The following is a 22,962-nucleotide window of genomic DNA, read 5'->3' as shown; positions in this document are numbered from 1 at the left end:
GGAGCCTGACATGAGCACCAAACAAATGAGCCTGGGCATGAACATCCTCGGCTTCGGCTCGCACTCCGGCGCCTGGCGCCAGGGCGAGGCGGCGCTCGATGCCTATATCGACGTCAACTACTACCGCGATATCGCGCGTTTATCCGAACGCGGCTGCCTGGACGCGATCTTCCTCGCCGACGGCCCGGCGCTGCCGCCGGATGTCGCCGCGCAGCCGGGCGGGCGGCTGGAGCCGACCGTGCTGCTCACCGCCGTCGCCGCGGCCACCGAACGCATCGGCGTGATCGCCACCTGCTCGAGCACCTATAACGAGCCGTTCAACCTGGCCCGGCGTATTGCCTCGCTCGACCACATCAGCGGCGGGCGTGCGGCGTGGAACATCGTCACCAACGCCGCCGACGCCGCCGCACAGAACTTCGGCCTCAGCGGTGCGCCGCTGCATGTCGATCGCTACGGGCGCGCCGAAGAGTTCGTCGACGTGACCCTGAAGCTGTGGGACAGCTGGGAGGAGGACGCAGTCATCGGTGACCGCCGCAGCGGGCGTTTCGCCGACCCGGGCAAGGTGCACACGCTGGATTTTGTCGGCAAGCATTTTCAGGTCAAGGGCCCACTCAACCTGCCGCGCTCGCCCCAGGGTCGGCCGGTGCTGGTGCAGGCCGGGTCGTCGGAAGGTGGCAAGGCATTGGGCTCGCGCTTCGCCGATGCGATTTTCACCACCCAGACCACCCTGGCCGACGGTCAGGCTTTCTATCAGGAGATGAAAGCCCGTGCCCGCGCCTGGGGCCGCGACCCGCAGCACCTGAAAATCATGCCTGGGCTGTCGACGGTGATCGCCAGCAGTGAAGCCGAAGCCCACGCGCGCTTCGACGAGCTCAACGCCTGGCATGGCGAGCACGGCCTGTTGCAGCAGGTGGCCGGGCGCATCGGCATCGATGCCAGTGAACTGGACCCGGACGCGCCGCTGCCCTGGCAACGCATCGGCGCCGTGGCCGAATTCGAGCGTGGTTCGCAAGGTTTTCTCGAGGCTCAGTTGAACCTGGCGCGGCGGGAAAACCTCACCATCCGCCAGTTGTCGCGGCGCATTCTGGTCGGCCACCGGCTGGCGGTCGGCACCCCGGAGCAGGTCGCCGACACCCTCACCGAGTGGTTCCTCGCAGGTGCCGGCGACGGCTTCAACATCATGCCCGACATGTTCCCCTCCGGCGCCCAAGTGTTCGTCGAAGAGGTGGTGCCGCTGCTGCAACAGCGCGGCGTGTTCCGCCGCGAGTACAGCGGCACTACCCTGCGCGAGCACCTCGGCCTACCCAAGGCCGTCAACCAGTTCACCGAAGCCCGGCAGCGCACGGCTCGCGCCGTTTGAACGGCATTGCCGCTTCGCCACTTCAAGGACACTTCAAGGACGCTCGACACCATGCGCTACCGCTTACTTGGCCACACCGACCTCAACGTCAGCCTGCTCAGCCTCGGCACGATGACCTGGGGCCACCAGAACAGCGAACAGGACGCCCACCAGCAGCTCGATGCCGCAGTGGCAGCCGGGGTCAATTTCATCGACACCGCCGAGATGTATCCCACGCCCACCCGCGCTGAAACCTGGACCACCACCGAACGCTACCTGGGCAATTGGCTGGCGGCCCGTGGCCGGCGAGATCAACTGCTGCTGGCCAGCAAGATCGCCGGCCCAGCCCGTGAGCCGGGCAGCCAGACGCACATCCGTGATGGCCTGAGCCATCACGACCGCAAGAACATCGTCGCAGCCCTGGACGGTAGCCTGCGCCGGCTGCGAACCGACTACCTCGACCTGTACCAGTTGCACTGGCCCGACCGCGCCAGCAATTTCTTCGGCGCCCGCGACTACCCCTACATCGACGACCACCCACAGACCGCCGCCATCGACGAGACCCTGGCGGTGCTCGACGAACAGGTCAAGGCCGGCAAGATCCGCCACATCGGCGTGTCCAACGAGACCCCTTGGGGCGTCGCGCAGTTTCTGCGCCATAGCCAGGAGCGTGGGCTGCCACGCATCGCCAGCATCCAGAACCCCTACAGCCTGCTCAATCGCACCTACGAAAACGGCCTCTCGGAATTCACCCACCGCGAGGGCGTCAGCCTGCTGGCCTATTCGCCGCTGGCCTTCGGCAGCCTCACTGGCAAGTACCTCAATGGGGCGCGCCCTGAAGGCTCACGCCTGACCTCGGTGTACCGCACCTTCAACCGCTATGGCAGCGAGCAGGCCCAGCAGGCCATTGGCGAGTATGTGCAGATTGCCAGTGCCCATGGCCTGACCCCGGCGCAACTGGCCCTGGCCTTCGTCATTCGCCAGCCGTTCGTTGCCAGCGCAATCACCGGGCAGACCAGCCTTGCGCAGTTGCAGGAGAACCTCGGCGCACTCGAGGTGCAACTGAGCGATGAGGTGCTGAACGCGCTTGCGGCGGTGCATCGGCGTTTGCCCAATCCCTCGCCATAACCCTCGAGCGCCACTGCCGCAGGGCAACTGTTGCGCGCCCAACACTCGCCCGACAGTTTGCCCCGGCGTCACCAGCCCAAGCCCGGCAAACCTCAACGAAATCAAGCAGTTGAAAACGGCACGGGTCCTGCAATGACCTTGTCGAAGCCCAGCCATTGCAGGAGCGCCCTTGAACCGTATTCCTTCTCTTCTGATTCCACTCGGCGCCGCGCTGGCCCTGTTGGGCTGCGAGCGCGCCGAGCAACAGGCGCAGCACAGCGCCGAGCCGATCCATGGTGGCACCCTGGTGTACGCCACTGATCGTGAACCGACCTGCCTCGACCCGCACGTGGCCGGCGACATGCCCCAGGTGTTCGTCGGCCAGCAGTACCTCGACTCGCTGGTGTCGATGAACAGCGACGGGCAGATCGGCCCGTGGCTGGCCACGCACTGGCAGGTGTCCGACGATGGCCTGCACTACACCTTCCACCTGCGCCGCGACGTGCGTTTCACCGACGGCACGCCGTTCAATGCCGAGGCGGTCAAGGCCAACCTCGAGCACATCGTCAACCCCAAGACCCAGTCGAGCACCGCCGGTGGTTACATTCGCCAGTACCGCGGCACCCGGATCATCGACGAGTACACCGCCGAAGTGACCTTGGCCACGCCCTACGCCGCGTTCCTCGAAGTGCTCGCCCAGGGCTTTCTCGGCATGCAATCGCCGACGGCGTTGCAGCGCAGCCGTGATGAAAACTGTGAATCGCCGGTCGGCAGCGGCCCGTTCAAGGTGCAGCGCTGGGACCGACAGAGCCAGGTCGAACTGGTGCGCAACCCGGACTACAACTGGGCGCCGCCGACCGCGCGGCACCAGGGGCCGGCCTACCTCGAGCGGATCGTCTGGAAGTTCATCCAAGAGCCGTCGGTGCGCTTCGCTTCGTTGCAAGCAGGCGAGGTCGATGTGATCGAAACCCTGCCGCCCGAGTCGCACGAAGCGGCGCGGCGCAACCCGGATGTCGACCTGATCATCGCCCAGCGCCCCGGCAACCCCACCAACGGCACCTTCAACCTGCGCCGCGAGCCGTTCGATGACATTCGCGTGCGCGAGGCCTTCGTGCGCAGCGCTGATGTGGAAGGCGCGCTGAAAAGCGTGTACTTCGGCGAGTTCGCCCGTGCCGGCGGGCCGCTGAGCAGCGCCACGCCGTTCTACAGTGCCGACTTCGAACGCAGCCAGGACTACGACCCGGCACGCGCAGCCAAGCTGCTCGACGACGCCGGCTGGACTGCGCGTGACGCTGAAGGCTACCGCAGCAAGAACGGCCAGCGCCTGCGCGCCGTGGTGCTGGTCGGCGCGCGCACCACGCCTTCGGAGCTGACCCTGTGGGAGCAGGTACAGGCCACCACGCGCCAAGTCGGGCTGGAGCTGGTGCTCGAGCAGATGAGCGATGCCCAGGTCACTGCACGCCAAGCCGCCTGGGACTACGACATCCGCCTGGGCTACTGGAACACCAACACCCCGGACGTGCTGCGCATCATCTTCACCAGCGCCTTCGTGCAGCCGGCCGGGGTTGGCGGCTATCACCAGAACTCCTCTGGCTATGCCGACCCAGCCTACGACGCGCTGCTCGACAGCGCCCTGGCCACCCAGGAGCCCGAGCAGCGCCGGCAGTTCTACTACCAGGCGCAGCAACAGGCGGCCGCGCAGTACCTGCAACTGACCACCTACCCGCAGAGCACGCGCCTGGGCCTGTACAAGACCGCCCATGGTGTGGCTGTGGAGGCTTCATTGGCGGTCACCTACCTTTACGACGCTTGGGTGAACAAATGAAACCGACTTCCCTTGCTGTGACCGACCCACGCCGCGAGCGTTGGGCAGCCCTTGGCCGGCGCGCCGCTGTGCGGCTTGGCGGCGGCGCTCTGGTGCTGTGGGCGGTGGCGACACTGACCTTCTTCGCCATGCGTCTGATGCCCGGCGACCCGGTGCTGGCGATTCTCGGCGGCCCGAGCAGTAACCCGACCCCTGAAGCGATCGAAGCGGCGCGCATCGAATACGGCCTGGACAAGCCCGTGGCGGTGCAATACCTGCTGTACTTGTGGCGGCTGCTGCAGGGTGACCTGGGCGTGTCCTACGGCCAGCACCTGCCAGTGACGCGGGTGCTGGCCGAGCAAGGCGGGGCGACCCTGCAACTGACCTTCGCCGCGCTGCTGCTGGCCTGGCTGCTGGTGCTGCTGCTCACCGTGGTCACCGCCGGACGCGGGCGGTTGGTCGGCGGGCTGGCCTCGCTTGCGGAAACCTTCAGCGCCTCGTTGCCGCATTTCTGGCTCGGCGTGGTGCTGCTGGCAGTGTTCGCCTTCGGCCTGCGCTGGTTCCCGCCGGCCGGCAGCGATGGCCTGGCCAGCCTGGTGCTGCCGGCCTTCGCCCTGGCCATTCCGCTGGCCGGGTTCATCGCCCAGGTTACCCGCGAGTCGCTGGAGCTGACCCTGGAGCAACCCTTCGTGCTCACCGCCCGCACCCGTGGCCTGAGTGATCTGGCGGTGCGCTTTCGCCATGTGCTGCGCCACGCGCTGTTGCCTGGGGTGTCGCTGTCGGGATGGGCGATTGGCGCGCTGATCAGCGGCGCGGTGGTGTGCGAGGTGATCTTTTCCCGCAAGGGCGTGGGCCGCCAGCTGTACCAGGCGGTGCAGACCCAGGACATGCCGCTGGTGATCGGCATCAGCCTGGTGGTGGCCGCCAGCTACGTGCTGGCCAACATTCTGGTCGACCTGCTGTACCAGTGGATCGACCCTCGGCAACAGGAAGTCACAGCATGAGCGATCTGATTCTGCAACGCAGCCACGCCGCGCTGCGCCGCCAGCGCAGCTTCAACCTGCCACCGCTGGGCGCGACCCTGGCCATTGGCTTCCTTGCCGCATTGCTGCTGGCAGCGCTGGCGCCAGGGCTGTTCACCGCCACCGACCCGCTGGCCATCGTGCCGCGTGACGCCTTCCAGCCACCGAGCTGGGCGCACTGGCTGGGCACCGACCAGTCGGGGCGCGACATCTTCGCGCGGATCATCCATGGCGCGCGGCAGAGCCTGTCGATCGGCGTGGCGGCGACCGCCTTGTCGATGACCATCGCCATTGCCCTGGGCCTGCTCGGCGGGCTTGGTGGCGCGCGCCTGGACCGTGGCGTGGGCTGGCTGCTGGAGGTGCTGTTCGCCTTCCCCAGCCTGGTACTGGCGCTGCTGTTCGTCGCGGTATTTGGCAGTGGCGTGGGGCCGCTGATCATCGCCACCGGCCTGGGCGGTGCGCCGGGCTATGCGCGCATGGTCCGTGGCCAGGTGCTGGCGGTGCGCAACGCCGGCTATATCGAAGCGGCGCGCGCGCTGGGCCATCCGACCTCGCGCATCATACTGCGCCAGTTGCTGCCCAACGCCATGCGCCCGCTGGTGGTGACCCTGACCATGGGCGTCGGCCAGGCCATCGTCTGGGCCTCGGCGTTGAGCTTTCTCGGCCTCGGCGCGAGGCCGCCGGCGCCGGAGTGGGGAACCATGCTGTCGATGGGCCGCGACTTCATCGCCAGCGCCTGGTGGCTGACCTTCTTCCCCGGCCTGTTCATCGTCCTCACTACCCTGGCCACCACGGTGACCGGGCGCTATATCCAACACCGACTGGAGGGCCGCCGGCCATGAGCGACAAGACCTTGATCGTCGAAGCCCTGCAGGTGGCCTTCGCCGGCGTCGATGTGGTGCGCGACCTGTCGTTCACCTTGAGCCCGGGTCGCTGTGTGGCGCTGGTGGGCGAATCCGGCTCGGGCAAGAGCGTCAGCGCGCGCAGCCTGGTGGGCCTGGCCGGGAGCGGCGCGCAGGTCAGCGCGCGGCGCCTGAGTTTTGCCGGGCAGGATTTGCTCAGCCTCAGCGAACGGCAGTGGCGCGCGGTGCGCGGCAAGGACATCGGCTTCGTGTTGCAGGATGCCTTGGTTTCGCTCGACCCGCTGCGCCCGGTGGGCAAGGAGATTCTCGAGGTGCTGCAGACCCACGGTTATGGCGACCGCCACAGCCGCAGCGCCCGTGTACATGAATTGCTCGAACGGGTCGGCGTGCCTGATGTAGCGCTGCGCGCGCGGCAGCGCTCGGGGCAGTTGTCCGGTGGTCTGCGCCAGCGCGCACTGATCGCCAGCGCCCTGGCCCTGGACCCTGCGCTGGTGATTGCCGACGAGCCGACCACCGCGCTGGATGCCACCGTACAAGCGCAGATTCTGGCGGTGTTCCGCGAGATCAAGGCGCGCGGCGCGGCGCTGCTGATCATAAGCCACGACCTGGCGGTGGTGGCGCAGCTGGCCGATGAGGTGGTGGTGCTGCGCCATGGCGAGGTGGTCGAGCAGGGGCCGATGCAGCAGGTGCTGCGCCAACCGCGGCATGCCTACACCCAGGCGCTGCTGGCGGCAGTGCCTTCGGCGCACCCGCGCGGGCAGCGCTTGTCACCTGAGCGCGCTGTTCAGCCTGCCATTGCGGCGCCCCGCGGCCCCGGCGAGGTGCTGCTTGCCGGGCGTGGCCTGGGCAAGCGCTACCTCGGCCCGGATGGCCTGTTGCGCCAGGTGCTGGAGGATGTCGACTTCACCCTGCGCGCCGGGCAGACCCTGGGCATCGTCGGCGAATCCGGTTCGGGCAAGACCACCGTGGCGCGCATCGCCCTGGGGCTGCTGGCGCCCGATCAGGGCGAAGTGCTCTACCGCGGACAGCCCTGGAACGGCCCCGGCGATGCCGTCAGCGAAGCCCGGCGGCGCCCGCTGCGTGGCGAGATCAGCGTCATCTACCAAGACCCACTCGGCTCGTTCGACCCGCGCTGGAGCGTGGCGCAGATTCTCGACGATGCCCTGCACGTGGCCGGGCTCGACGCCGCCGCGCGGCCGGCACGTATCGCCGTGCTGCTGGAGCAGGTGCGGCTGCCCGCCGCGCTCGCCCAGCGCCGGCCGTTGCAGCTCTCGGGCGGCCAGCGCCAGCGGGTGGCGATTGCCCGGGCGATTGCCAGCGAACCGAAGCTGATCATCTGCGACGAGCCGGTGTCGGCGCTGGACGTGTCGGTGCAGGCGCAGGTGCTCGACCTGCTTGCCGACCTGCAAGAGCAACTGGGCCTGGCCTACTTGTTCATTTCCCACGATCTGGGGGTGATTCGCCACGTCAGCGACCAAGTGCTGGTGATGCGCCATGGGCGGGTGGTGGAGCACGCGCCAGTCGAGCAACTGTTCGCCCATCCGGCCCACGAATACACACAACGCCTGCTCGGCGCGGTGCCGCATCTGCCGGGCACCGGCAGCGAGCTGGTGGTGCCGCCGCTGGACCTGGAGCACGAGGCGTTCGACCTGTTCGACGAGTCGCGGCTATGGAAGATCGCCATCTGAATACACCGGGCGGGCGAACCCTGCAGCGCTGTTGGCGCCGCCCTCGATGCCCTGAGCAAAGGACTGAAACATGAGCACTTTTCAACGCTTTCCCAGCCAGCCACCGGCTGCCGATGTCGCCACGCTGAAGGCGCGCGTCAGCGCACTGTTGCCGGCCATTGGCGCTGGCGCCGCGCAACGTGAACGTGAACGCCAGCTGCCCCATGCGGCGATTGCCCAACTGGCTGCGGCCGGGGTCTACACGGTGCGCATTCCGGCTCGCCATGGCGGTCCGGGCGGCAGCGTCAGTGATGTCATCGAGCTGCTGCTGGGCATTGCCGCGGTCGATTCCAACGTCGCCCAGGCGCTGCGCCCGGGGCTGGCCTTCGTCGAGGGTTTGCTGGCGTCCACCGACGCCAACGCCGAGGCCGAGCGCGAGCGCTGGTTCGCCCGCCTGCTCGAAGGCGCGGTGATCGGCAATGCCGGCTGGGAGCTGGGCGGCGCCAATGGCGCCATCGCCGCGCGGCTGGTGCGCGAGGGCGAGGATTTTCGCGCCAGCGGCAGCAAGTTCTATAGCACCGGCGCGTTGTTCGCCGACTACGTCAGTGCGGTGGCGCTGGATGAGCACGAGCTGCCGGTGTCGTTCATCCTGCCGCGGGGGCGCGAGGGCCTGGAGCTGCTGGATGATTTCGACGCCATGGGCCAGCGCCTGACCGCCAGCGGCACCACGCATTTGCACAATGTTCGGGTCAAGGCCGACGAAATTCGCCCGCGCACCGTCGAGGAAGGTTCGCGCACCGTGGTCACGCCGTTTCTGCAGCTGTTTCTCGGCACCGTGCTGGCCGGTATCGCCCGCAATGCGCTGAGCGATGCCAGCGCCTTTGCCCGCGAGCACGCGCGGCCGATCAAGCACAGCAGCGCCAGCCGCTCGGTGGATGACCCTTATGTGGAACTTGCCGTGGGCGATATCGCCGCCCGCGCCTATGCCGCCGAGGCGCTGGTGCTCAAGGCCGCCGCGGCCATCGACCGGGCCTGGGCCAGCGGCCTTGCCGAGGCTGCGGTGGAGCAGGCCGCCCTCGAAGTGGCGCAGGCCCAGTACCTGGCCGCCGAGCTGGCGCTCAAGGCCGCAGAAAACCTGTTCGAGGTCGGCGGGGCCTCGACCACCGGGCGCCAGCACAACCTCGACCGACACTGGCGCAACGCACGCACGGTGGCCAACCACAACCCGCGGCAATGGAAGGCGGCAGTGGTCGGCGCCTGGCACCTCAAGGGCACCCGGCCCCCTGTCTCGGGGCTGTTTTGAGCGTTCTGCCAGTGCCAACCCCAGCGCCAGTGCAGGCCCCAGCCCAGGTGCATGAACACGCTCGACGCCATCCACGGACAGTGCCGCTGATCATCGGCGCCGTGTTGTTCATGGAGCTGGTCGACGGCACCGCGGTGCTGACCGCGCTGCCGCAGATGGCCGCCGATTTTGCCGAGCCCAGCCTGCGCATGAACTGGGTGGTGTCGCTGTACATGCTGGCGCTGGCTCTGTGCCTGCCGATCAGCGGCTGGGCCGCCGAGCGCTTCCGTCCGCGCCAGGTGATGCTCTGCGCCATGGCCCTGTTCACCGCTGCCTCGCTGGCCTGCGCCCTGGCCGAAAACCTGTGGCAACTGTGCCTGGGACGCATGCTGCAAGGCGCCGCGGGGGCCCTGATGACCCCGGTGGGGCAGGTGATCATCCTGCGCGGGTCGAGCCGCGAGCAACTCTTGCAGGCGATGTCCTGGCTGGCCCTGCCGGCACTCGTGGGGCCGCTGCTCGGGCCATTGCTCGGCGGCTTGCTGGTGACGCTGTTGTCGTGGCACTGGATCTTTCTGATCAACCTGCCGATCTGTCTGGTCGGGGCCTGGCTGATCGTGCGTTATGTGCCGGACTATCCCCCGCGCCCGGTGCCGGCGCTGGATGTGCGCGGCCTGCTGCTCAGCGGTGGTGCCCTGGCGCTGCTGGTGTTCGGCCTGGAATCGCTGGTGCAACTGCCTGCGATCTGGTCGTTGGCGCTGTTGACGGCGGGTGTACTGGGCGCTGCGGCGTATCTGCTGCACGCGCGGCGTCATCCTGCTCCACTGCTGGAGCTGTCGTTGCTGCGCCTGCGCAGTTTCGGCGTGGTGCAGGCGGCAGGTGCACTGTTCAGGCTTGGCTCGGCGGCGCAGCCGTTTCTGCTGGTGTTGCTGTTGCAGAACTGCCTGGGCATGAGCCCGCTGATGGCCGGTGCGCTGGTGGTCAGTGGCGGGGTCGGGGCGCTGCTGATGAAGCTGCTGGCGGTGCCGCTGGTGCGCCGCTTCGGCTACCGGCGGGTGCTCAGTGGCAATGCGCTGCTGAGCGCGCTGGGCATCGCCCTGTGCGCAGGCTTTGCCGCCGATACGCCGATCTGGTTGATGGCCTGCGTACTGTTTGCCAGCGGCCTGGCACGCTCGCTGCAGTTCTCGACCATGGGCGCTGCCAGTTATCAGGACGTGCCGGCGGAGCGCTCGGCGGCGGCCAGTACGCTTTCAGCGATGGCCGTACAGCTGAGCATGGCCATGTCGGTGAGCCTGGCCGGGGTACTGCTGGCGAGCCTGGCGCAGTGGCACGGGCGCAGCGAAACGTCGGTGGCCGATGTGGCCGTGGTGATGCTCACCTGCGCGTGCCTGTGCGCGCTGTCGGCGGCGGTGTTTCGCCGTCTGCACGCCTGAGCGCGACCGCGTCGTTCAGATCGACAGGCGCACCACGCGCTCATCGACCACCTGCGGCAGCGGCCCGCGACGCTTGTTCACCAACAGTTCGCCAATGGCGATCAGCCGGGTGCGGGTGACGTTGCGCGACAGCCCCAGCAGTTGCGCGGTGTGCACCTGGTTGTAATGGCAGAAATGGTAGGCCGAGCGCAGCAGGGCGTTCTCGACCGTTTCGTACAGGGCACCGGGCTGCTCTTCATAGAGCCTGCTGAAGGCCTGTTGCAGCAGGGCTTCGGCGCCCTGTGGCGCGGGCGTTTGTTCCTGGCGCTCCAGGCGCAGGTGCGACAGCCGCAAATCCTCGGCCTGCACCTGGCCTTCGCCGCAGGTCAGCAGGCTGTGGTGAATGACGTTCTCAAGCTCACGGATATTGCCCGGCCAGCTGTAGTCGACAAGCTTGGCCTGGGCGCGTTGACTCAACTCCACCGGGCCATAGCCCAGGCGCTCGCTGTAGCTGCGGATGAAGTGCCGGGCCAGGGGCAGGATGTCGCCGGGACGGTCGCGCAGCGGGTGCAGCTGCAATGTCACGACGTTCAGGCGGTAGTAGAGGTCTTCGCGAAAGTGCCCGGCGTTGATGGCTTTTTCCAGCAGCACGTTGGTGGCCGCCAGCACCCGCACGTTGATCTTGATGCTCTTGCGCGAGCCCAGGCGCACCACCTCGCGCTCCTGCAACACGCGCAGCAGCTTGACCTGGATCGGCAACGGCAGGTCGCCGATTTCATCGAGAAACAGCGTGCCGCCGTTGGCTTCCTCGAACCAGCCGGCCTTGGCCGCCAGCGCGCCGGTGAAGGCGCCTTTTTCGTGGCCGAACAGCTCGGCTTCCACCAGCGACTCGGAAAACGCGCCGCAGTTGACCGCGATGAACGGGCCATTGCGCCGGCCGCTGAGGTTATGGATGTGACGGGCGACCAGCTCCTTGCCGGTGCCAGTCTCGCCGATCACCAGCACGCTGGCTTCGCTCGGTGCGACCTGTTGCAGGTGCGCCAGCAAGGCCTGTGAGCGCGGGTCTTCGAACACCTGGGCGGTGGCCCTGATCGAGGTCGCCAGCGACGGCGACGGGGGCAAGGTGAGCAGTTGCATGGGCATTCCTCAGGAATAGAAGGACGGGGTAGGGCGCCTGTCGGCCAGGGCCCATTCGCCGAGCTCGTGGATGCGGTAGTCCACGGGGTCGTGCAGGGTTTGGGTCCTCAGGTTGCGCCAGTGACGGTCGAAGCGCAGCGAGGCATGGGTGGCGCGCGCGCCGGTGACTTCGAACAGCCGGCTGCACAGGTCCAGGCCATGCCGGGTGGCGGCGACCTTGGCCGTGCCGACCGCTACGGCCAGGTCACCGCGCTCTTCGGCGCTCAGCGCATGCTCCTTGGCCCAGGCCTGGTCCAGACGCTGCGCGGCGCGTTCCACGAGGGCGCGGGTACTTTCCAGGCCGACCCAGAACTCGCCGTAATGGCGCAGCAGGTAGGGATCTTCGGCGCTCTGGCTGGCTGCCGAGCGAAACCACGGACGGCTCTCCTTGAGGCTGTACTGGCGGGCCTCGGCGAACGCGCCTTCGGCGATTCCGAGAAACAGGTTGGCGAAATGCAGCTGCGCGATCAGCGGGCGTAATGCTGCGAACGGCGTGCTCAAGGGGCCGGGGTCGAGCAGCAGTTCGTTGTGCTCGACGCGCACCCGCTCGAAGGTGGCGCTGCCGCTGTCGGTCTGGCGTTGGCCGATGTTGTGCCAGTCATCGTGCAGGCTGATGCCGCTGCGCCCGCTCGGAATGGCGGCGATCAACAGCTTGCCGCCGGCGCGTTCGTCGACCGCCGAGGCGATGAGCATTTCCGAGTCGGTGGCGCCTGAGCAGAAGCTCTTCTTCCCGGAAAACTCATACCAGCCGTCGTGGTGGCGCACCACCGTGCGGGTGTCCAGCGGGTTCAGCGCGTTGCCCCAGAACCACTGCTTGCGCGCGGTCTGCTCGAACCAGGGCTGCCACTGCTCGGGGCGCGAGAACAGCCGCACGGTGGCGAGCATCAGGTGGTGAAAACCAAAGACGTGGGCAATGGAGCTGTCGACCCGGGCCAGTTCGCGCACCACCTCGAAGGTTTCCTGCCAATTAGCGCCCTGGCCACCGAAGGCCCGGGGAATGGCCAGCGATAGCAAGCCGCTGGCGCGCAGTGCGTCGCGTTCGAGTTTCGGCGTGCCGCCGCGCTCGTCACGCTCCACCGCGGTCTGGGCAAACTGCGAGGCCAGTTCCTGCGCCACCGCAAGGGCCGGGCGTGTGGCGTTCAAGGGTGCAGTCATTGGCAGTTCCCCAGGCAGGTGAAGGCTGGGCGAGCCAGGCGAGCAGGGTGAGGGCGATCAATGCCGGGGGATTGGGGGGCAGGGTTCAGCAGGGGGCTCATGGGCAAGTCTCCGGTCTATCGAGCAGGGGACTTTGCTTGAGCAATCGTCGTGCCGTTGTGCAATCTTCCTGAATATCAACGGCTTGGCGGCGTCTGCGGACAAGCTGTGGTGCTGCTTGAGCGACACCTGTTGATCGACTGTTGCGCTGCAGACAGCGGCTGAGCTGTTGGCTGTCAGGCAGTGGGGGAAGTTATAACCAAACTGGCGCTATCAAAAAAAGAATAAGAATTCATATTCTTATTCCTTAACCTGTTTTAGGCGCGTGGTCCCTCACGCATCCAGGCCAATCAGCTGCAGCGCGGGTCGCAGGGGCCGCCGACACCCTCGGCCACCGACTGCTGCAAGTCCTGGTACCACAGCCCGGCATCGTAGGCGAGGGTCACCACGGTGGTGTCGGCATACTGCGGTTGCTGCATCAGGCGATGCGCGGCAGCCAGGCAGGCCGCTGCGGTATTGCCGACGTACACGCCGCTTTGCATGTAGAACTGGCGCTGGGCCATGAGCATTTCCGCATGCTGCACGGTGCAGTGCTGGTCGACCAGCGACCACTCCAGAAACGGTGGGCTGACGCCGACCGCCATGCCCTCGAAGCGATGATCGGTGAAGGTTCCGGCCTTCGAATCGCTGCCTGCCGGGTCGACCAGCACGGTTTCGACATCGAAGCCTTGGTCACGCAGGCCGAGGGTGACACCGGTGAAGCTGGCGCCGGTGCCGGCACAACCGACGAAAACGATCTCTTTGCCGGCCTGAGCCTTGATCAACTGACAGGCCAGTTCCGTGGCCGTCTGGTGGCGGTGGGCATCGATGCCCACCGGGTTGTTGAACTGGTCGGTATAGAAGTACGACTTGCCGTGGTTGGCCTGATGCTGCAGATGGTGCTGCACCACCTCTTTGGGCGAGGCGCCTTCGAGCAGCATGTCCTTGCCGATCAGGGTGGCGCCGAAGCATTCCAGCAGTTCGCGTTTGGTCTTGCTGAAGCCCAACCCGACCGCCAGTTCCACGGCAATGTCGTAGCGGTGGCAGGCGGCGATCAGGCCGAAGCCGAAGTTGCCGCCGGTCTTTTCGATCACCGTGGTCTGGCCTGGCACGATATCGCCGTTGCGCACTGCGCTGTCGATGATGTGCCGGGCAGCGCGGTACTTGTGGCTGCCGCCAGGGTTGTGCAGTTCCAGCTTGGTCAGCAGGCGTTCACGGGTGCGGATCAGCTTGCTCATTTGCCGCTGCTCATCGAGGCGTAATGGGGCTGTGGCCTGGCTTGCAGCACCAGCACTGCGGCAATCAGCAGCACGGCGCAGAGCACCAGGCACAGGACGTTGGTGCCGACCCAGCCGATGCTGCTGAGCAGCACGGCCGGGGTGAAGGCGCCGAGGGTGGCGAAGATGGCGATGGCAAGGTCGTTCTTGCCTTGCATCTGCATGGCGCCGGGGGCGTTCTGCAGGGCTTGCGCCAGCAGCGCGCCGCCGCCGACGTAGGTGAGGTTCCAGCCAAGGCCGAGGATGACAAGCGACACGGTCATGGCGGCATAGCCTTGGCTGGTCATGTTCAGTAGCGCGCAACCGATGAGCATCGCCAGGCCGCTGCAAATGGTGGTGCGCAACCCCAGTCGCTCGATGATCGCCCCGGTGAAGAACGACGGCGCGAACATGGCGATCACGTGCCACTGGATCGCCAGGCGCACGTCAGAGAAATCCTCATGCATGTGCTGCATGTGCATCGAGGCCTGGATCATCAGCAGGTTCATCACCCCGTAGCCCACCGCAGCCACGGCCATTGCCGTGAGCAGCGTAGGGTTGAGCGCTGGGGCTGCAACCGGCGTGGCGTTCGCCGTGGGCTGTGCGGCCGGCTCGCTCGGGGCGCTGTCAGGCAGGCACAGGGCGATCAGCAGCGACAGCATGGCCAGGCCGACGAAGGCGGCGTAGCACAGAGAAAACAGCGAATACCCCGCGACCTCACGCAGCAGTTCGGTGAGCGTCGGCCCGACCACCGCCGCGACCACCCCGCCGGCGACCACCAGCGACAGTGCCTTGGGCTTGAGCAGCGCGGGCAGGTTGTCGGTGGCGGCGAAGCGGTTGAAGTTGGCGAAGGCGATGTACACCCCAAGCGCCGCGTGGCTGAGCACCAAGAGGGCGAATTGCTGGTGTTCGACGGCGAAGAAGCCGCTCACCCCAGAAACGATCAGCGGCAGGGCGCCGAGGATGAATGCGGGCCTGCGGCCAATGCGGCTCATCAGCTTCGCCGCAGGATAGGTGGCGAGCATCACGCAGAGAAACTGCACACCGTAGGGCAGGGTGGACCATTGCGCGGCAGGGGCCAGCGCCGAGCCGACGATCGCCGCCATGGTCACCGACATGACCGCAGTGGTGAGGTTGATCGACTGCGCGGTGAAATACAGGTAGGTGCGGCGGGGCAATGTCTGGCTCATGCGCGGTGCTCCCGGTAGGCCGACAGATCAATCGCGGCGTCGGGGAATTCGCACATCAGGCGTTCCTTGCTCTTGCCCAGGCGCTTGCGCCGCACGTGCAGGCGGCCGATGCGCTGCGGCGAGTTGAGGTGCGTGCCTCCGCAGGGAATCTCGATGCCACGGTACGACCACAGGCGGGCGTCTTCGAAACCCTGCACGGCGGTGTTCTCGATGGCGTCCTGCCAGGCGATCAGCTCATTGGCGCGGCGCTCGATTTCGCGCACGTCTTCGGCGCTGAACGGCTCTTCGACGAGGAAATCGAAGCGCGCGCCGTCTTCCTTGATATGGCAACCGATGGTCCACTGTTCCAGTTCCTGGCGCACGGCGATGGCGGCGGCGTAGAGGAAGTGGCTGGCGCTGTGCGACACCGTCAGTCGATCACGGCGTTCGGCGTCGATACACACGCGGGCCGGCATGCCTGCAGTGACCTGTTCGAGCAAGTGCAGGTCTTCGGGGTGAATCATGTGCAATATGATTCCGCCCAACTTGCCGCCCTTGAAGCCTTCCAGGCGAATCGGTGTGCCATACAGTTTTTTCGCCCAGATAAAGCGCAACGTGCCGATGGGCAATTCAATAGCGCCGAAGTCGGCTTCCTGGCCACCGCCTTCGGGATAGGCGACGGTACTATCGAGTTCCAGTGCGTCGGCATGTACGCGGGTCACATGAGTGTCAGCGGCAGTCAGGTATTGATCCTGATAATAGAGTTTCTCGGTAGTGCGCAGTACTTCATGGTTGAGTAAGTCGTTCATTGTTCTAATACCATCTGTAAGGCGGTTTTAACGTGAACTTTGGCGCGTGCCGGTACATCTTTGCTGATGATGCAGCCGGGACCGATGAAGGCATCGTTGCCGACCTGTACCGGGCCCAGAACGCTGCTGAAGGCGCCGATCTGGACCCGGTCGCCGATGCGCGGATGCCTGGCCCCGCAAGGGTTCTGGCTGATGCCGCGGGCGCCCAGGGTGACGCCGCCGAGGATGTAGCAGTCATCGCCGATGACCGAGGTTTCGCCGATCACCGTGCCCACGCCGTGGTCGATGATGAAGCGTGCGCCGATGCGAGCGCGGCAGTGGATTTCAGCGCCCGAGAGCATCTTGCCGCGGCGCGAGATGATCGCCGCCAGGCTGCGCTCGTAGGCAGCCGAGTTGCCGCCGGTCTGGGTGATCTGATGCGCCAGGCGGTAATGCAACACGGCGGCATAAGAGGTGTAAGTGCGGGCGATGAACACCGGATCGAAACCGGCTGCCGGATCTTTCGCGGCAAAGGCGAGCAAGTCGTCATGGCACTGGTCGGCCACCACTTCAAGCATGTCTGTGTCGGCGAACAGGGAATATTCCTGCGGCGAACAACATTCCAGAAGTGCCGCAGTGAGCAAGTTTCTGACCAGTTTGAATGACTCCTGCTCGTAATGAACTGGAAGTCGAGCGGTCGCAGAAGTCTGTATGTCCATATGGGCCATAGTTTCGCTTTCCAGTGGTCTGGTTGTTTGGCGTGGTGCGCGGAAGTTGTTGAACTTGGCGTTCAGTACGAAAGAAATAATGGCACTATTCCTGCGGATGAAAACGAACAGTCGACATCGTTTCCAGGTAACTGTTAGGCTTTATTTCCTAACGGCTGACAGACCCCGCGATGAGCACCAACGCCCTCTACGATTCCCTCAAGCAGCGTCTGGCCGATGGCGAGTGGCTGGCCGGGCAGCGCATGCCATCGATTCGCAAGTTGGCAGCCGCCGGGCACAGTTATCACGACGCCGTTTCCGCCTATGCGCGGCTGGTCAGCGAGGGAGAGCTGACCGCCTTTGCCGGGCGCGGTTACTTCGTCACCAGCCGCGCGGCGCAGATCGCCGTCAGCCACGACCCGCAGAGCATGGACGGCGACCCGCTGTTCAAGCTGCTGCAAGGCGGCCAGCACTACACCAAGCTCGGCTGCGGCTGGCTGCCGCCTGAATGGCGCGACACCGACTCGCTGGCCAAGGCGATTCGCCGCACCGCGCGGCTAGAGCAGAGCTCGCTGGCCGAGTACGGCGATATCCTGGGTCACCTGCCGATGCGCAAGCAGTTGTGCGTGCACATGAAGCGTCAGACCCGCGTCGATGCCCGGCCCAGCCAGGTCATCACCACCCTGGGCGCCACCCAGGCGCTCGACCTCATCGCCCGCTTGCTGCTCAAGCCCGGCGATCAGGTGTTCGTCGACGAGCCGGGCAACGGCAATCTGATTCGCCTGATTCAACTGGCTGGCGGCCAGGTCATCGGCATTCCGCGCACCCAGGACGGGCCTGATATCGAAGCCATGCAGGCGCACCTGGCCACGCACAAGATCAAGGCGTTCTTCTGCAACAGCACCTTCCATAACCCCACCGGCGGCAACATCAGCCCGCACAACGCCTTCAAGGTGCTGCGTCTGGCCATCGAGCATGAGTTCTATGTGGTCGAAGACGATGTCTATGGCGACTTCAGCCCAGGCGTACGGCAGACCTTCGCCGAGCTGGACAACCTGGAACGGGTGATCTACATCGGCAGTTTTTCCAAATGCCTGTCGGCTTCGCTGCGGGTCGGCTACATCGCCTGCGCGCAGGAGTTGATCGAGCCACTGACGCGCCTGAAACTGCTCACCTGCGTGGCGGTGCCGGCGTTCTGCGAACGCTTCGTCAACACGATTCTGTCCGACGGCACCTACGCCCGGCACATGAAGGATGTCCAGCAGCGCCTGATCAGCCAGCAGGTACAGACGCAGAAGCTGCTACTCGAACGCGGCTGGCGCTTCGACATCGAGCCCCAGGGCGGCATGTTCATCTGGGCCTATCACCCCGAGCTTGCCAACCTGCAAGCGCTGATCGCGCGCCTCGAACAACAGAAGATACTGCTCATGCCCGGCTCGGCGTTCGCCGTGGGGCGTGACTACCAGCGCTATGCGCGCATCAACTGCACGCACTTTTCCCAGGCGGTGGCTCAGCACTTCACGGTCAAGCCATCCTGATCTCACTCGTATCATTCTTCATCAAGCAAACATCGGCGCCTGCTGAACCCTCGGCCAGCGCGCTGGACTAATCTGCAAAGGTTTCATGGTCTTGTCATTCAAATCACGTAGGAGCAACCAGCACATGCAATTAGGAATCGTCGGCTTGGGCCGCATGGGCGGCAACATCGCAAGACGGCTTATGCGCGCTGGGCATGAAGTGGTCGCACACGATCGCGACCACAACGCAGTCAACACCCTGGCCGGCGAAGGCGCGCTCAGCGCTGCCGATCTTGCCGCCGTGGTGCAACAGTTGCAGGCGCCGCGTGCGGTGTGGGTCATGCTGCCGGCCGGTGAGCCGACCGAGCAGACCATCGCGCAACTGGCCGATCTGCTCGAGCCTGGTGACTCTATCATCGATGGCGGCAACACCTTCTACAAAGACGACATGCGCCGCGCTGCCGAGCTGGCCAAGCGTGGCCTGCATTACCTGGACGTCGGCACTTCCGGCGGCGTGTGGGGGCTGGAACGTGGCTACTGCATGATGATCGGCGGCGAGCGTGATGTGTTCGAGCGTCTCGAGCCGTTGTTCGCAGCGCTGGCCCCAGGCGTCGGCGACATTCCACGTACCCATGGCCTGCAAGGCGAGCACCAGCGCGCCGAACACGGCTACATCCACGCCGGCCCACCCGGCGCCGGGCACTACGTGAAGATGGTTCACAACGGTATCGAGTATGGTCTGATGCAGGCCTACGCCGAGGGCTTCGACCTGCTGCGCAGCAAGGGCAGCGATGAACTGCCAGAGGCGCAGCGCTTCGACCTCAACTTGCCGGAAATCGCCGAAGTCTGGCGTCGTGGCAGCGTCATCACCTCGTGGCTGCTCGACCTCACCGCCGATGCCATGGCAGCCGATCCGCAGCTGTCGCAGTTCAGCGGCTCGGTGTCCGACAGCGGTGAAGGGCGCTGGACGGTCGATGCTGCCGTCGAGCAGGCGACCCCGGTGCCGGTGCTTTCCAGCGCCCTGTTCGCCCGCTTCCGTTCGCGTCAGCAGCAGGGCACGTACGGCGACAAGGTGCTGTCGGCCATGCGCCTGGGCTTCGGTGGTCATGTCGAGAAGAAAAGCTGATGAAAAAAACCAAGACGCCTGCTGCTCCGCCCTGCACGCTGTTCTTGTTTGGCGCCAACGGTGATTTGGTCAAACGCCTGTTGATGCCCGCGCTGTACAACCTGAGCCGCGATGGCTTGCTCGACCGCAACCTGCGCATCGTCGGCGTCGACCACAACGAGGTCAGCGCCGAAGGCTTCGCCGAGCGTCTGCACGATTTCCTCACCGAGCGCGACAAGGGCGGTGAGGGCGCGCCGAAGACCCTCGACGAAGCGCTGTGGGCCAAGCTTGCCAAGCGTCTTGACTACCAGACCGGTGATTTCCTCGACCCGGCCACCTACCAGGCGATCGCCCAGCGCATCGCCAAGACCTCCCACGGCAATGCCATCTTCTACCTCGCCACCTCGCCGCGCTTCTTTCCCGAAGTCGCCCAGCGTCTGGGCGAGGCGGGGTTGCTCGATGAGTCATCCGGCGGTTTTCGCCGGGTGGTGGTGGAAAAACCGTTCGGCACCGATCTGGCCAGTGCCCAGGCGCTCAACGCCCGCTTGCTGAAGGTCATGGACGAGCGGCAGATCTACCGCATCGATCATTACCTGGGCAAGGAAACGGTGCAGAACATCCTCGTCAGCCGTTTCTCCAACGGGCTGTTCGAGTCGTTCTGGAACAACCACTACATCGATCACGTACAGATCACCGCCGCGGAAACCGTCGGCGTGGAAACCCGCGGCGCCTTCTACGACAACACCGGGGCCTTGCGCGACATGGTCCCCAACCATCTGTTCCAGTTGCTGGCGATGGTGGCCATGGAGCCGCCCGCAGCCTTCGGCGCCGATGCGGTGCGCGGTGAGAAAGCCAAAGTGGTGGGGGCCATCCGCCCGTGGACGCCCAAGCTTGCGCTGAAGAACTCGGTGCGCGGGCAGTACGTCGCCGGCAAACGCCTGCCGGGCTACCGCGACGAGGCCAATGTCGACCCAGACAGCCAGACCGAAACCTACGTCGCGCTCAAGGTGATGATCGATAACTGGCGCTGGGCCGGCGTGCCGTTCTACCTGCGTACCGGCAAGCGCATGAGCGTGCGCGACACGGAAATCGCCATCTGCTTCAAACCGGCGCCCTACGCGCAGTTCCGCGACATGGAGCTGGCCCAGCCCAAGCCCAACTATTTGAAGATCCAGATCCAGCCGAACGAAGGCATGTGGTTCGACCTGCAAGCCAAGCGTCCTGGGCCGGAGCTGGTGATGGAGAACGTCGAGCTGGGCTTTGCCTACAAGGATTTTTTCAAGATGAGCCCGGCCACCGGCTACGAGACGTTGATCTACGACTGCCTGACCGGTGACCAAACCCTGTTCCAGCGCGCCGACAACATCGAAAACGGCTGGCGCGCAGTGCAGCCGTTCCTCGATGCCTGGGCCAGCGGCGGCGAGGTTCACGAGTACCCGGCGGGGGAGGATGGACCGGAGGCCGGCAACGACCTGCTTGGCCGCGATCACCGTGAGTGGCATACCCTCGGTTGAGCACCGTTCAGGCAATCGGGGCGCTGGGCGGCCCAATCGCTACGGGTGGTGCACATCTTGTACAAGCGGCTTTAGCCGCGATGAACTGCGAAGCAGTCCCCACCCATGCCGTTCACAGCATTCGGGGTGAGTACCGAATGTGAGCCTGGAACAACCGCGATTCCCAATTGACCGCTACCAAGGACATGAGATGCCCGCTTTGATCGAAGACTATGCCCTGCTGGGCAACTGCCGTAGCGCTGCCCTGGTCAATCGCAATGGTTCGCTGGACTGGCTGTCACTGCCGCGTTTCGACGCCCCGGCGGTATTCGCCAGCCTGCTCGGCAACGAAGAGAACGGCCGCTGGCGGATCGCCCCGTGCGACTCGGTCGAGCACAGCGAACGGCGTTACCTGGACGACACCTTGGTGCTGGAAACCACCTATGTCACCGCCACTGGCAGCGCCCGCGTACTCGACCTCATGCCGCTCACCGAAACCAATTCGGTGGTGCGTATCGTCGAGGGGCTGAGCGGCGAGGTGAACTTCGAAATGGACCTGGTGCTGCGTTTCGACTATGGCCGCAGCGTCCCCTGGGTGGAGATGCTCGACCCACACACGCTGAGCGCGGTGGCCGGGCCTGATCGGGTGATTCTGTGCAGCAGCGTGGCGCCGCATGCCGCCGACCACCACACCGTGGCGCGTTTTCGCGTCAGTGCCGGCCAGCGCGAGACATTCAGCCTGCGCCATCAGCGCTCACACCTGCCCATCGAGCCAGACTGCAATGTCGAGGCGGCGCTGAAAGAAACCATCGACCAGTGGCAGACCTTCGCCAGTCGCTGCCCGGAGGTGGGCCCCTACAGCGCCCAGGTGCGGCGTTCGCTGATCACCCTCAAGGCCATGACCTACGCGCCCACCGGCGGCATCGTCGCAGCGGTGACCACCTCGCTGCCCGAACGCCTCGGCGGTGAACGCAACTGGGACTACCGCTATTGCTGGCTGCGCGACGCGACCATGACGCTGTTCGCCTTCATGAACCTGGGCTACATCGAAGAGGCTCAGGCCTGGCGTGAATGGCTGCTGCGCTCGGTGGCCGGCAACCCCGAGCAGATGCAGATCATGTATGGCCTGGCCGGTGAGCGCGACTTGCAGGAATACACGCTGCCATGGTTGGCCGGTTACGAGCATTCGCAGCCGGTAAGGGTCGGCAATGCCGCCGCCAACCAGCACCAGCTCGACATCTATGGCGAGGTGGCCGATGCCATGGCCCAGGCGATCAAGGCCGGCCTGCCGCGGCACCCGCGCAGTGCGGCGATTTCGCGGCTGATCCTGCCGTATCTGGAAACCATCTGGCGCGACCCCGATGAAGGTATCTGGGAAGTCCGCGGAGGTCAGCAACACTTCGTGCATTCCAAGGTCATGGCCTGGGTCGCCTTCGACCGCGCCGCGCTGCTGGCGGAAAGTACCGAACAAGACACTGAGCAGGACACCGAGCAGAGTCAGCATTACCGCAACGTGGCCGACGAGATTCGTCGCGAGGTCTGCGAGCGCGGCCTGGACCCGACCGGGCAGTTCTTCGTCCAGGCGTATGACTCCAAGGAAATGGACGCCAGCCTGTTGCAGATCGCCTTGACGGGTTTCTTGCCGGCCGATGACTCACGCTTCTTGCGCACCCTCGAGCAGATCGAGCAGCGCCTGCTGCACGAAGGCCTGGTGATGCGCTATGACACCGACAGCGGTGCCGACGGACTGACTGCGGGCGAGGGCACGTTCCTCGTCTGCACCTTCTGGCTGTGCGATGTCTACGTGCTGCTCGGGCGCCGCGACGAGGCCCAGGCCCTGTACGAGCGCCTGCTGGGGTTGTGCAACGATGTCGGCCTGCTGGCCGAGCAGTACGACCCCAAGGCCAAACGCATGCTCGGCAACTTCCCCCAAGCGTTCAGCCACATCGGCATCATCAACACCGCGCTCAACCTGCAGGCACGCTGCCCGGTGCGCGACCGCGCCAGTCGCAGCGAGTGAGGGGT

At 65.8% G+C, this 22,962-nt stretch carries 18 protein-coding genes; 12 read left to right on the top strand and 6 right to left on the bottom strand.

All coding sequences use genetic code 11. The features are described 5' to 3' along the window. Positions 1 to 10 precede the first annotated feature (10 nt). The 8 genes from H618_RS0116450 (at position 11) to H618_RS0116415 (ending at position 10,514) form a co-directional block, all read left to right on the top strand. Positions 11 to 1,360 carry an LLM class flavin-dependent oxidoreductase gene (locus H618_RS0116450; protein ID WP_028696109.1) on the top strand — a complete coding sequence of 450 codons (1,350 nt, stop codon included), beginning with the start codon at positions 11 to 13 and terminating at the stop codon, positions 1,358 to 1,360. Positions 1,361 to 1,411: 51 nt separating this feature from the next. Further along, positions 1,412 to 2,467 carry an NADP(H)-dependent aldo-keto reductase gene (locus H618_RS0116445; protein WP_028696108.1) on the top strand — a complete coding sequence of 352 codons (1,056 nt, stop codon included), beginning with the start codon at positions 1,412 to 1,414 and terminating at the stop codon, positions 2,465 to 2,467. A gap of 169 nt (positions 2,468 to 2,636) precedes the next feature. Further along, positions 2,637 to 4,271: an ABC transporter substrate-binding protein gene (locus H618_RS0116440; RefSeq protein WP_050577331.1), complete on the top strand. Its 1,635-nt coding sequence runs from the start codon at positions 2,637 to 2,639 to the stop codon at positions 4,269 to 4,271. Then, complete coding sequence (locus H618_RS0116435; RefSeq protein ID WP_028696106.1) at positions 4,268 to 5,254, top strand: ABC transporter permease; 987 nt, start codon at positions 4,268 to 4,270, stop codon at positions 5,252 to 5,254. Before H618_RS0116440 ends, H618_RS0116435 begins: the two co-directional genes overlap by 4 nt. After that, positions 5,251 to 6,114 (top strand): ABC transporter permease, encoded by an 864-nt coding sequence (locus H618_RS0116430; RefSeq protein ID WP_028696105.1) that lies wholly within the window; start codon positions 5,251 to 5,253, stop codon positions 6,112 to 6,114. The genes H618_RS0116435 and H618_RS0116430 overlap by 4 nt, the downstream gene beginning before the upstream one ends. Further along, entirely contained in the window at positions 6,111 to 7,823 is a 1,713-nt protein-coding gene (locus H618_RS0116425) for a dipeptide ABC transporter ATP-binding protein (RefSeq protein WP_028696104.1), read from the top strand. The genes H618_RS0116430 and H618_RS0116425 overlap by 4 nt, the downstream gene beginning before the upstream one ends. Positions 7,824 to 7,893: 70 nt before the next feature. Then, positions 7,894 to 9,105 carry an acyl-CoA dehydrogenase family protein gene (locus H618_RS0116420; protein WP_028696103.1) on the top strand — a complete coding sequence of 404 codons (1,212 nt, stop codon included), beginning with the start codon at positions 7,894 to 7,896 and terminating at the stop codon, positions 9,103 to 9,105. Then, positions 9,102 to 10,514 (top strand): MFS transporter, encoded by a 1,413-nt coding sequence (locus H618_RS0116415; RefSeq protein ID WP_342663843.1) that lies wholly within the window; start codon positions 9,102 to 9,104, stop codon positions 10,512 to 10,514. The genes H618_RS0116420 and H618_RS0116415 overlap by 4 nt, the downstream gene beginning before the upstream one ends. A 15-nt stretch (positions 10,515 to 10,529) precedes the next feature. Here H618_RS0116415 and H618_RS0116410 read toward each other — a convergent pair whose 3' ends face one another. The 6 genes from H618_RS0116410 to H618_RS0116385 all read right to left on the bottom strand — a co-directional run bounded on the left by H618_RS0116410 (position 10,530) and on the right by H618_RS0116385 (position 16,843). Further along, positions 10,530 to 11,630 (bottom strand): sigma-54 interaction domain-containing protein, encoded by a 1,101-nt coding sequence (locus tag H618_RS0116410; protein ID WP_028696101.1) that lies wholly within the window; start codon positions 11,628 to 11,630, stop codon positions 10,530 to 10,532. A 9-nt stretch (positions 11,631 to 11,639) separates the two neighbouring features. Beyond that, positions 11,640 to 12,812, bottom strand: a complete 1,173-nt coding sequence (locus H618_RS0116405) for an acyl-CoA dehydrogenase family protein (RefSeq protein ID WP_161628455.1) — start codon at positions 12,810 to 12,812, stop codon at positions 11,640 to 11,642. Positions 12,813 to 13,213: 401 nt separating this feature from the next. Further along, a complete protein-coding gene (locus tag H618_RS21805) occupies positions 13,214 to 14,140 on the bottom strand; it encodes a pyridoxal-phosphate dependent enzyme (protein ID WP_050577329.1) in 927 nt (308 codons plus the stop codon). Further along, positions 14,137 to 15,348 (bottom strand): MFS transporter, encoded by a 1,212-nt coding sequence (locus H618_RS0116395; protein WP_028696099.1) that lies wholly within the window; start codon positions 15,346 to 15,348, stop codon positions 14,137 to 14,139. The genes H618_RS21805 and H618_RS0116395 overlap by 4 nt, the downstream gene beginning before the upstream one ends. Continuing rightward, the gene (locus tag H618_RS0116390; RefSeq protein ID WP_028696098.1) at positions 15,345 to 16,136 is read right to left on the bottom strand and encodes an alanyl-tRNA editing protein; all 792 of its coding nucleotides are present in this window, start codon (positions 16,134 to 16,136) and stop codon (positions 15,345 to 15,347) included. Before H618_RS0116390 ends, H618_RS0116395 begins: the two co-directional genes overlap by 4 nt. Continuing rightward, positions 16,133 to 16,843, bottom strand: coding sequence for a serine O-acetyltransferase (locus H618_RS0116385; RefSeq protein ID WP_028696097.1), 711 nt, complete (start codon positions 16,841 to 16,843; stop codon positions 16,133 to 16,135). The genes H618_RS0116390 and H618_RS0116385 overlap by 4 nt, the downstream gene beginning before the upstream one ends. 170 nt (positions 16,844 to 17,013) lie before the next feature. On the opposite strand from H618_RS0116385, the gene H618_RS0116380 reads away from it, so the two are divergent. The 4 genes from H618_RS0116380 to H618_RS0116365 all read left to right on the top strand — a co-directional run bounded on the left by H618_RS0116380 (position 17,014) and on the right by H618_RS0116365 (position 22,957). Beyond that, positions 17,014 to 18,360 carry an aminotransferase-like domain-containing protein gene (locus tag H618_RS0116380; protein ID WP_028696096.1) on the top strand — a complete coding sequence of 449 codons (1,347 nt, stop codon included), beginning with the start codon at positions 17,014 to 17,016 and terminating at the stop codon, positions 18,358 to 18,360. 85 nt (positions 18,361 to 18,445) lie between these two features. Further along, positions 18,446 to 19,465, top strand: coding sequence for a phosphogluconate dehydrogenase (NAD(+)-dependent, decarboxylating) (gene gnd, locus H618_RS0116375; protein WP_281169478.1), 1,020 nt, complete (start codon positions 18,446 to 18,448; stop codon positions 19,463 to 19,465). Next, a complete protein-coding gene (zwf, locus tag H618_RS0116370; RefSeq protein ID WP_028696094.1) occupies positions 19,465 to 20,958 on the top strand; it encodes a glucose-6-phosphate dehydrogenase in 1,494 nt (497 codons plus the stop codon). Before gnd ends, zwf begins: the two co-directional genes overlap by 1 nt. A 190-nt stretch (positions 20,959 to 21,148) precedes the next feature. Continuing rightward, positions 21,149 to 22,957, top strand: coding sequence for a glycoside hydrolase family 15 protein (locus H618_RS0116365; protein WP_028696093.1), 1,809 nt, complete (start codon positions 21,149 to 21,151; stop codon positions 22,955 to 22,957). Positions 22,958 to 22,962: the final 5 nt, after the last annotated feature.

Source organism: Pseudomonas cremoricolorata DSM 17059 = NBRC 16634, assembly GCF_000425745.1.
Taxonomy (GTDB): Bacteria; Pseudomonadota; Gammaproteobacteria; order Pseudomonadales; family Pseudomonadaceae; genus Aquipseudomonas; species Aquipseudomonas cremoricolorata.
Note: the sequence above shows the minus strand (reverse complement) of the source record. Positions and strands in the feature narration are given on the sequence as shown.

What these genes read in the sequence shown, in the direction of transcription:
- H618_RS0116420 (WP_028696103.1), top strand. Translation starts at nt 7,894, where the DNA reads ATGAGCACTTTTCAACGCTTTCCCAGCCAGCCACCGGCTGCCGATGTC.
- zwf (WP_028696094.1), top strand. Translation starts at nt 19,465, where the DNA reads ATGAAAAAAACCAAGACGCCTGCTGCTCCGCCCTGCACGCTGTTCTTG.
- H618_RS0116365 (WP_028696093.1), top strand. Translation starts at nt 21,149, where the DNA reads ATGCCCGCTTTGATCGAAGACTATGCCCTGCTGGGCAACTGCCGTAGC.
- H618_RS0116380 (WP_028696096.1), top strand. Translation starts at nt 17,014, where the DNA reads ATGAGCACCAACGCCCTCTACGATTCCCTCAAGCAGCGTCTGGCCGAT.
- H618_RS0116450 (WP_028696109.1), top strand. Translation starts at nt 11, where the DNA reads ATGAGCACCAAACAAATGAGCCTGGGCATGAACATCCTCGGCTTCGGC.
- H618_RS0116390 (WP_028696098.1), bottom strand. Translation starts at nt 16,136, where the DNA reads ATGAACGACTTACTCAACCATGAAGTACTGCGCACTACCGAGAAACTC.
- H618_RS0116435 (WP_028696106.1), top strand. Translation starts at nt 4,268, where the DNA reads ATGAAACCGACTTCCCTTGCTGTGACCGACCCACGCCGCGAGCGTTGG.
- gnd (WP_281169478.1), top strand. Translation starts at nt 18,446, where the DNA reads ATGGTCTTGTCATTCAAATCACGTAGGAGCAACCAGCACATGCAATTA.
- H618_RS0116395 (WP_028696099.1), bottom strand. Translation starts at nt 15,348, where the DNA reads ATGAGCCAGACATTGCCCCGCCGCACCTACCTGTATTTCACCGCGCAG.
- H618_RS0116430 (WP_028696105.1), top strand. Translation starts at nt 5,251, where the DNA reads ATGAGCGATCTGATTCTGCAACGCAGCCACGCCGCGCTGCGCCGCCAG.
- H618_RS0116445 (WP_028696108.1), top strand. Translation starts at nt 1,412, where the DNA reads ATGCGCTACCGCTTACTTGGCCACACCGACCTCAACGTCAGCCTGCTC.
- H618_RS0116410 (WP_028696101.1), bottom strand. Translation starts at nt 11,630, where the DNA reads ATGCAACTGCTCACCTTGCCCCCGTCGCCGTCGCTGGCGACCTCGATC.
- H618_RS0116385 (WP_028696097.1), bottom strand. Translation starts at nt 16,843, where the DNA reads ATGGCCCATATGGACATACAGACTTCTGCGACCGCTCGACTTCCAGTT.
- H618_RS0116425 (WP_028696104.1), top strand. Translation starts at nt 6,111, where the DNA reads ATGAGCGACAAGACCTTGATCGTCGAAGCCCTGCAGGTGGCCTTCGCC.
- H618_RS21805 (WP_050577329.1), bottom strand. Translation starts at nt 14,140, where the DNA reads ATGAGCAAGCTGATCCGCACCCGTGAACGCCTGCTGACCAAGCTGGAA.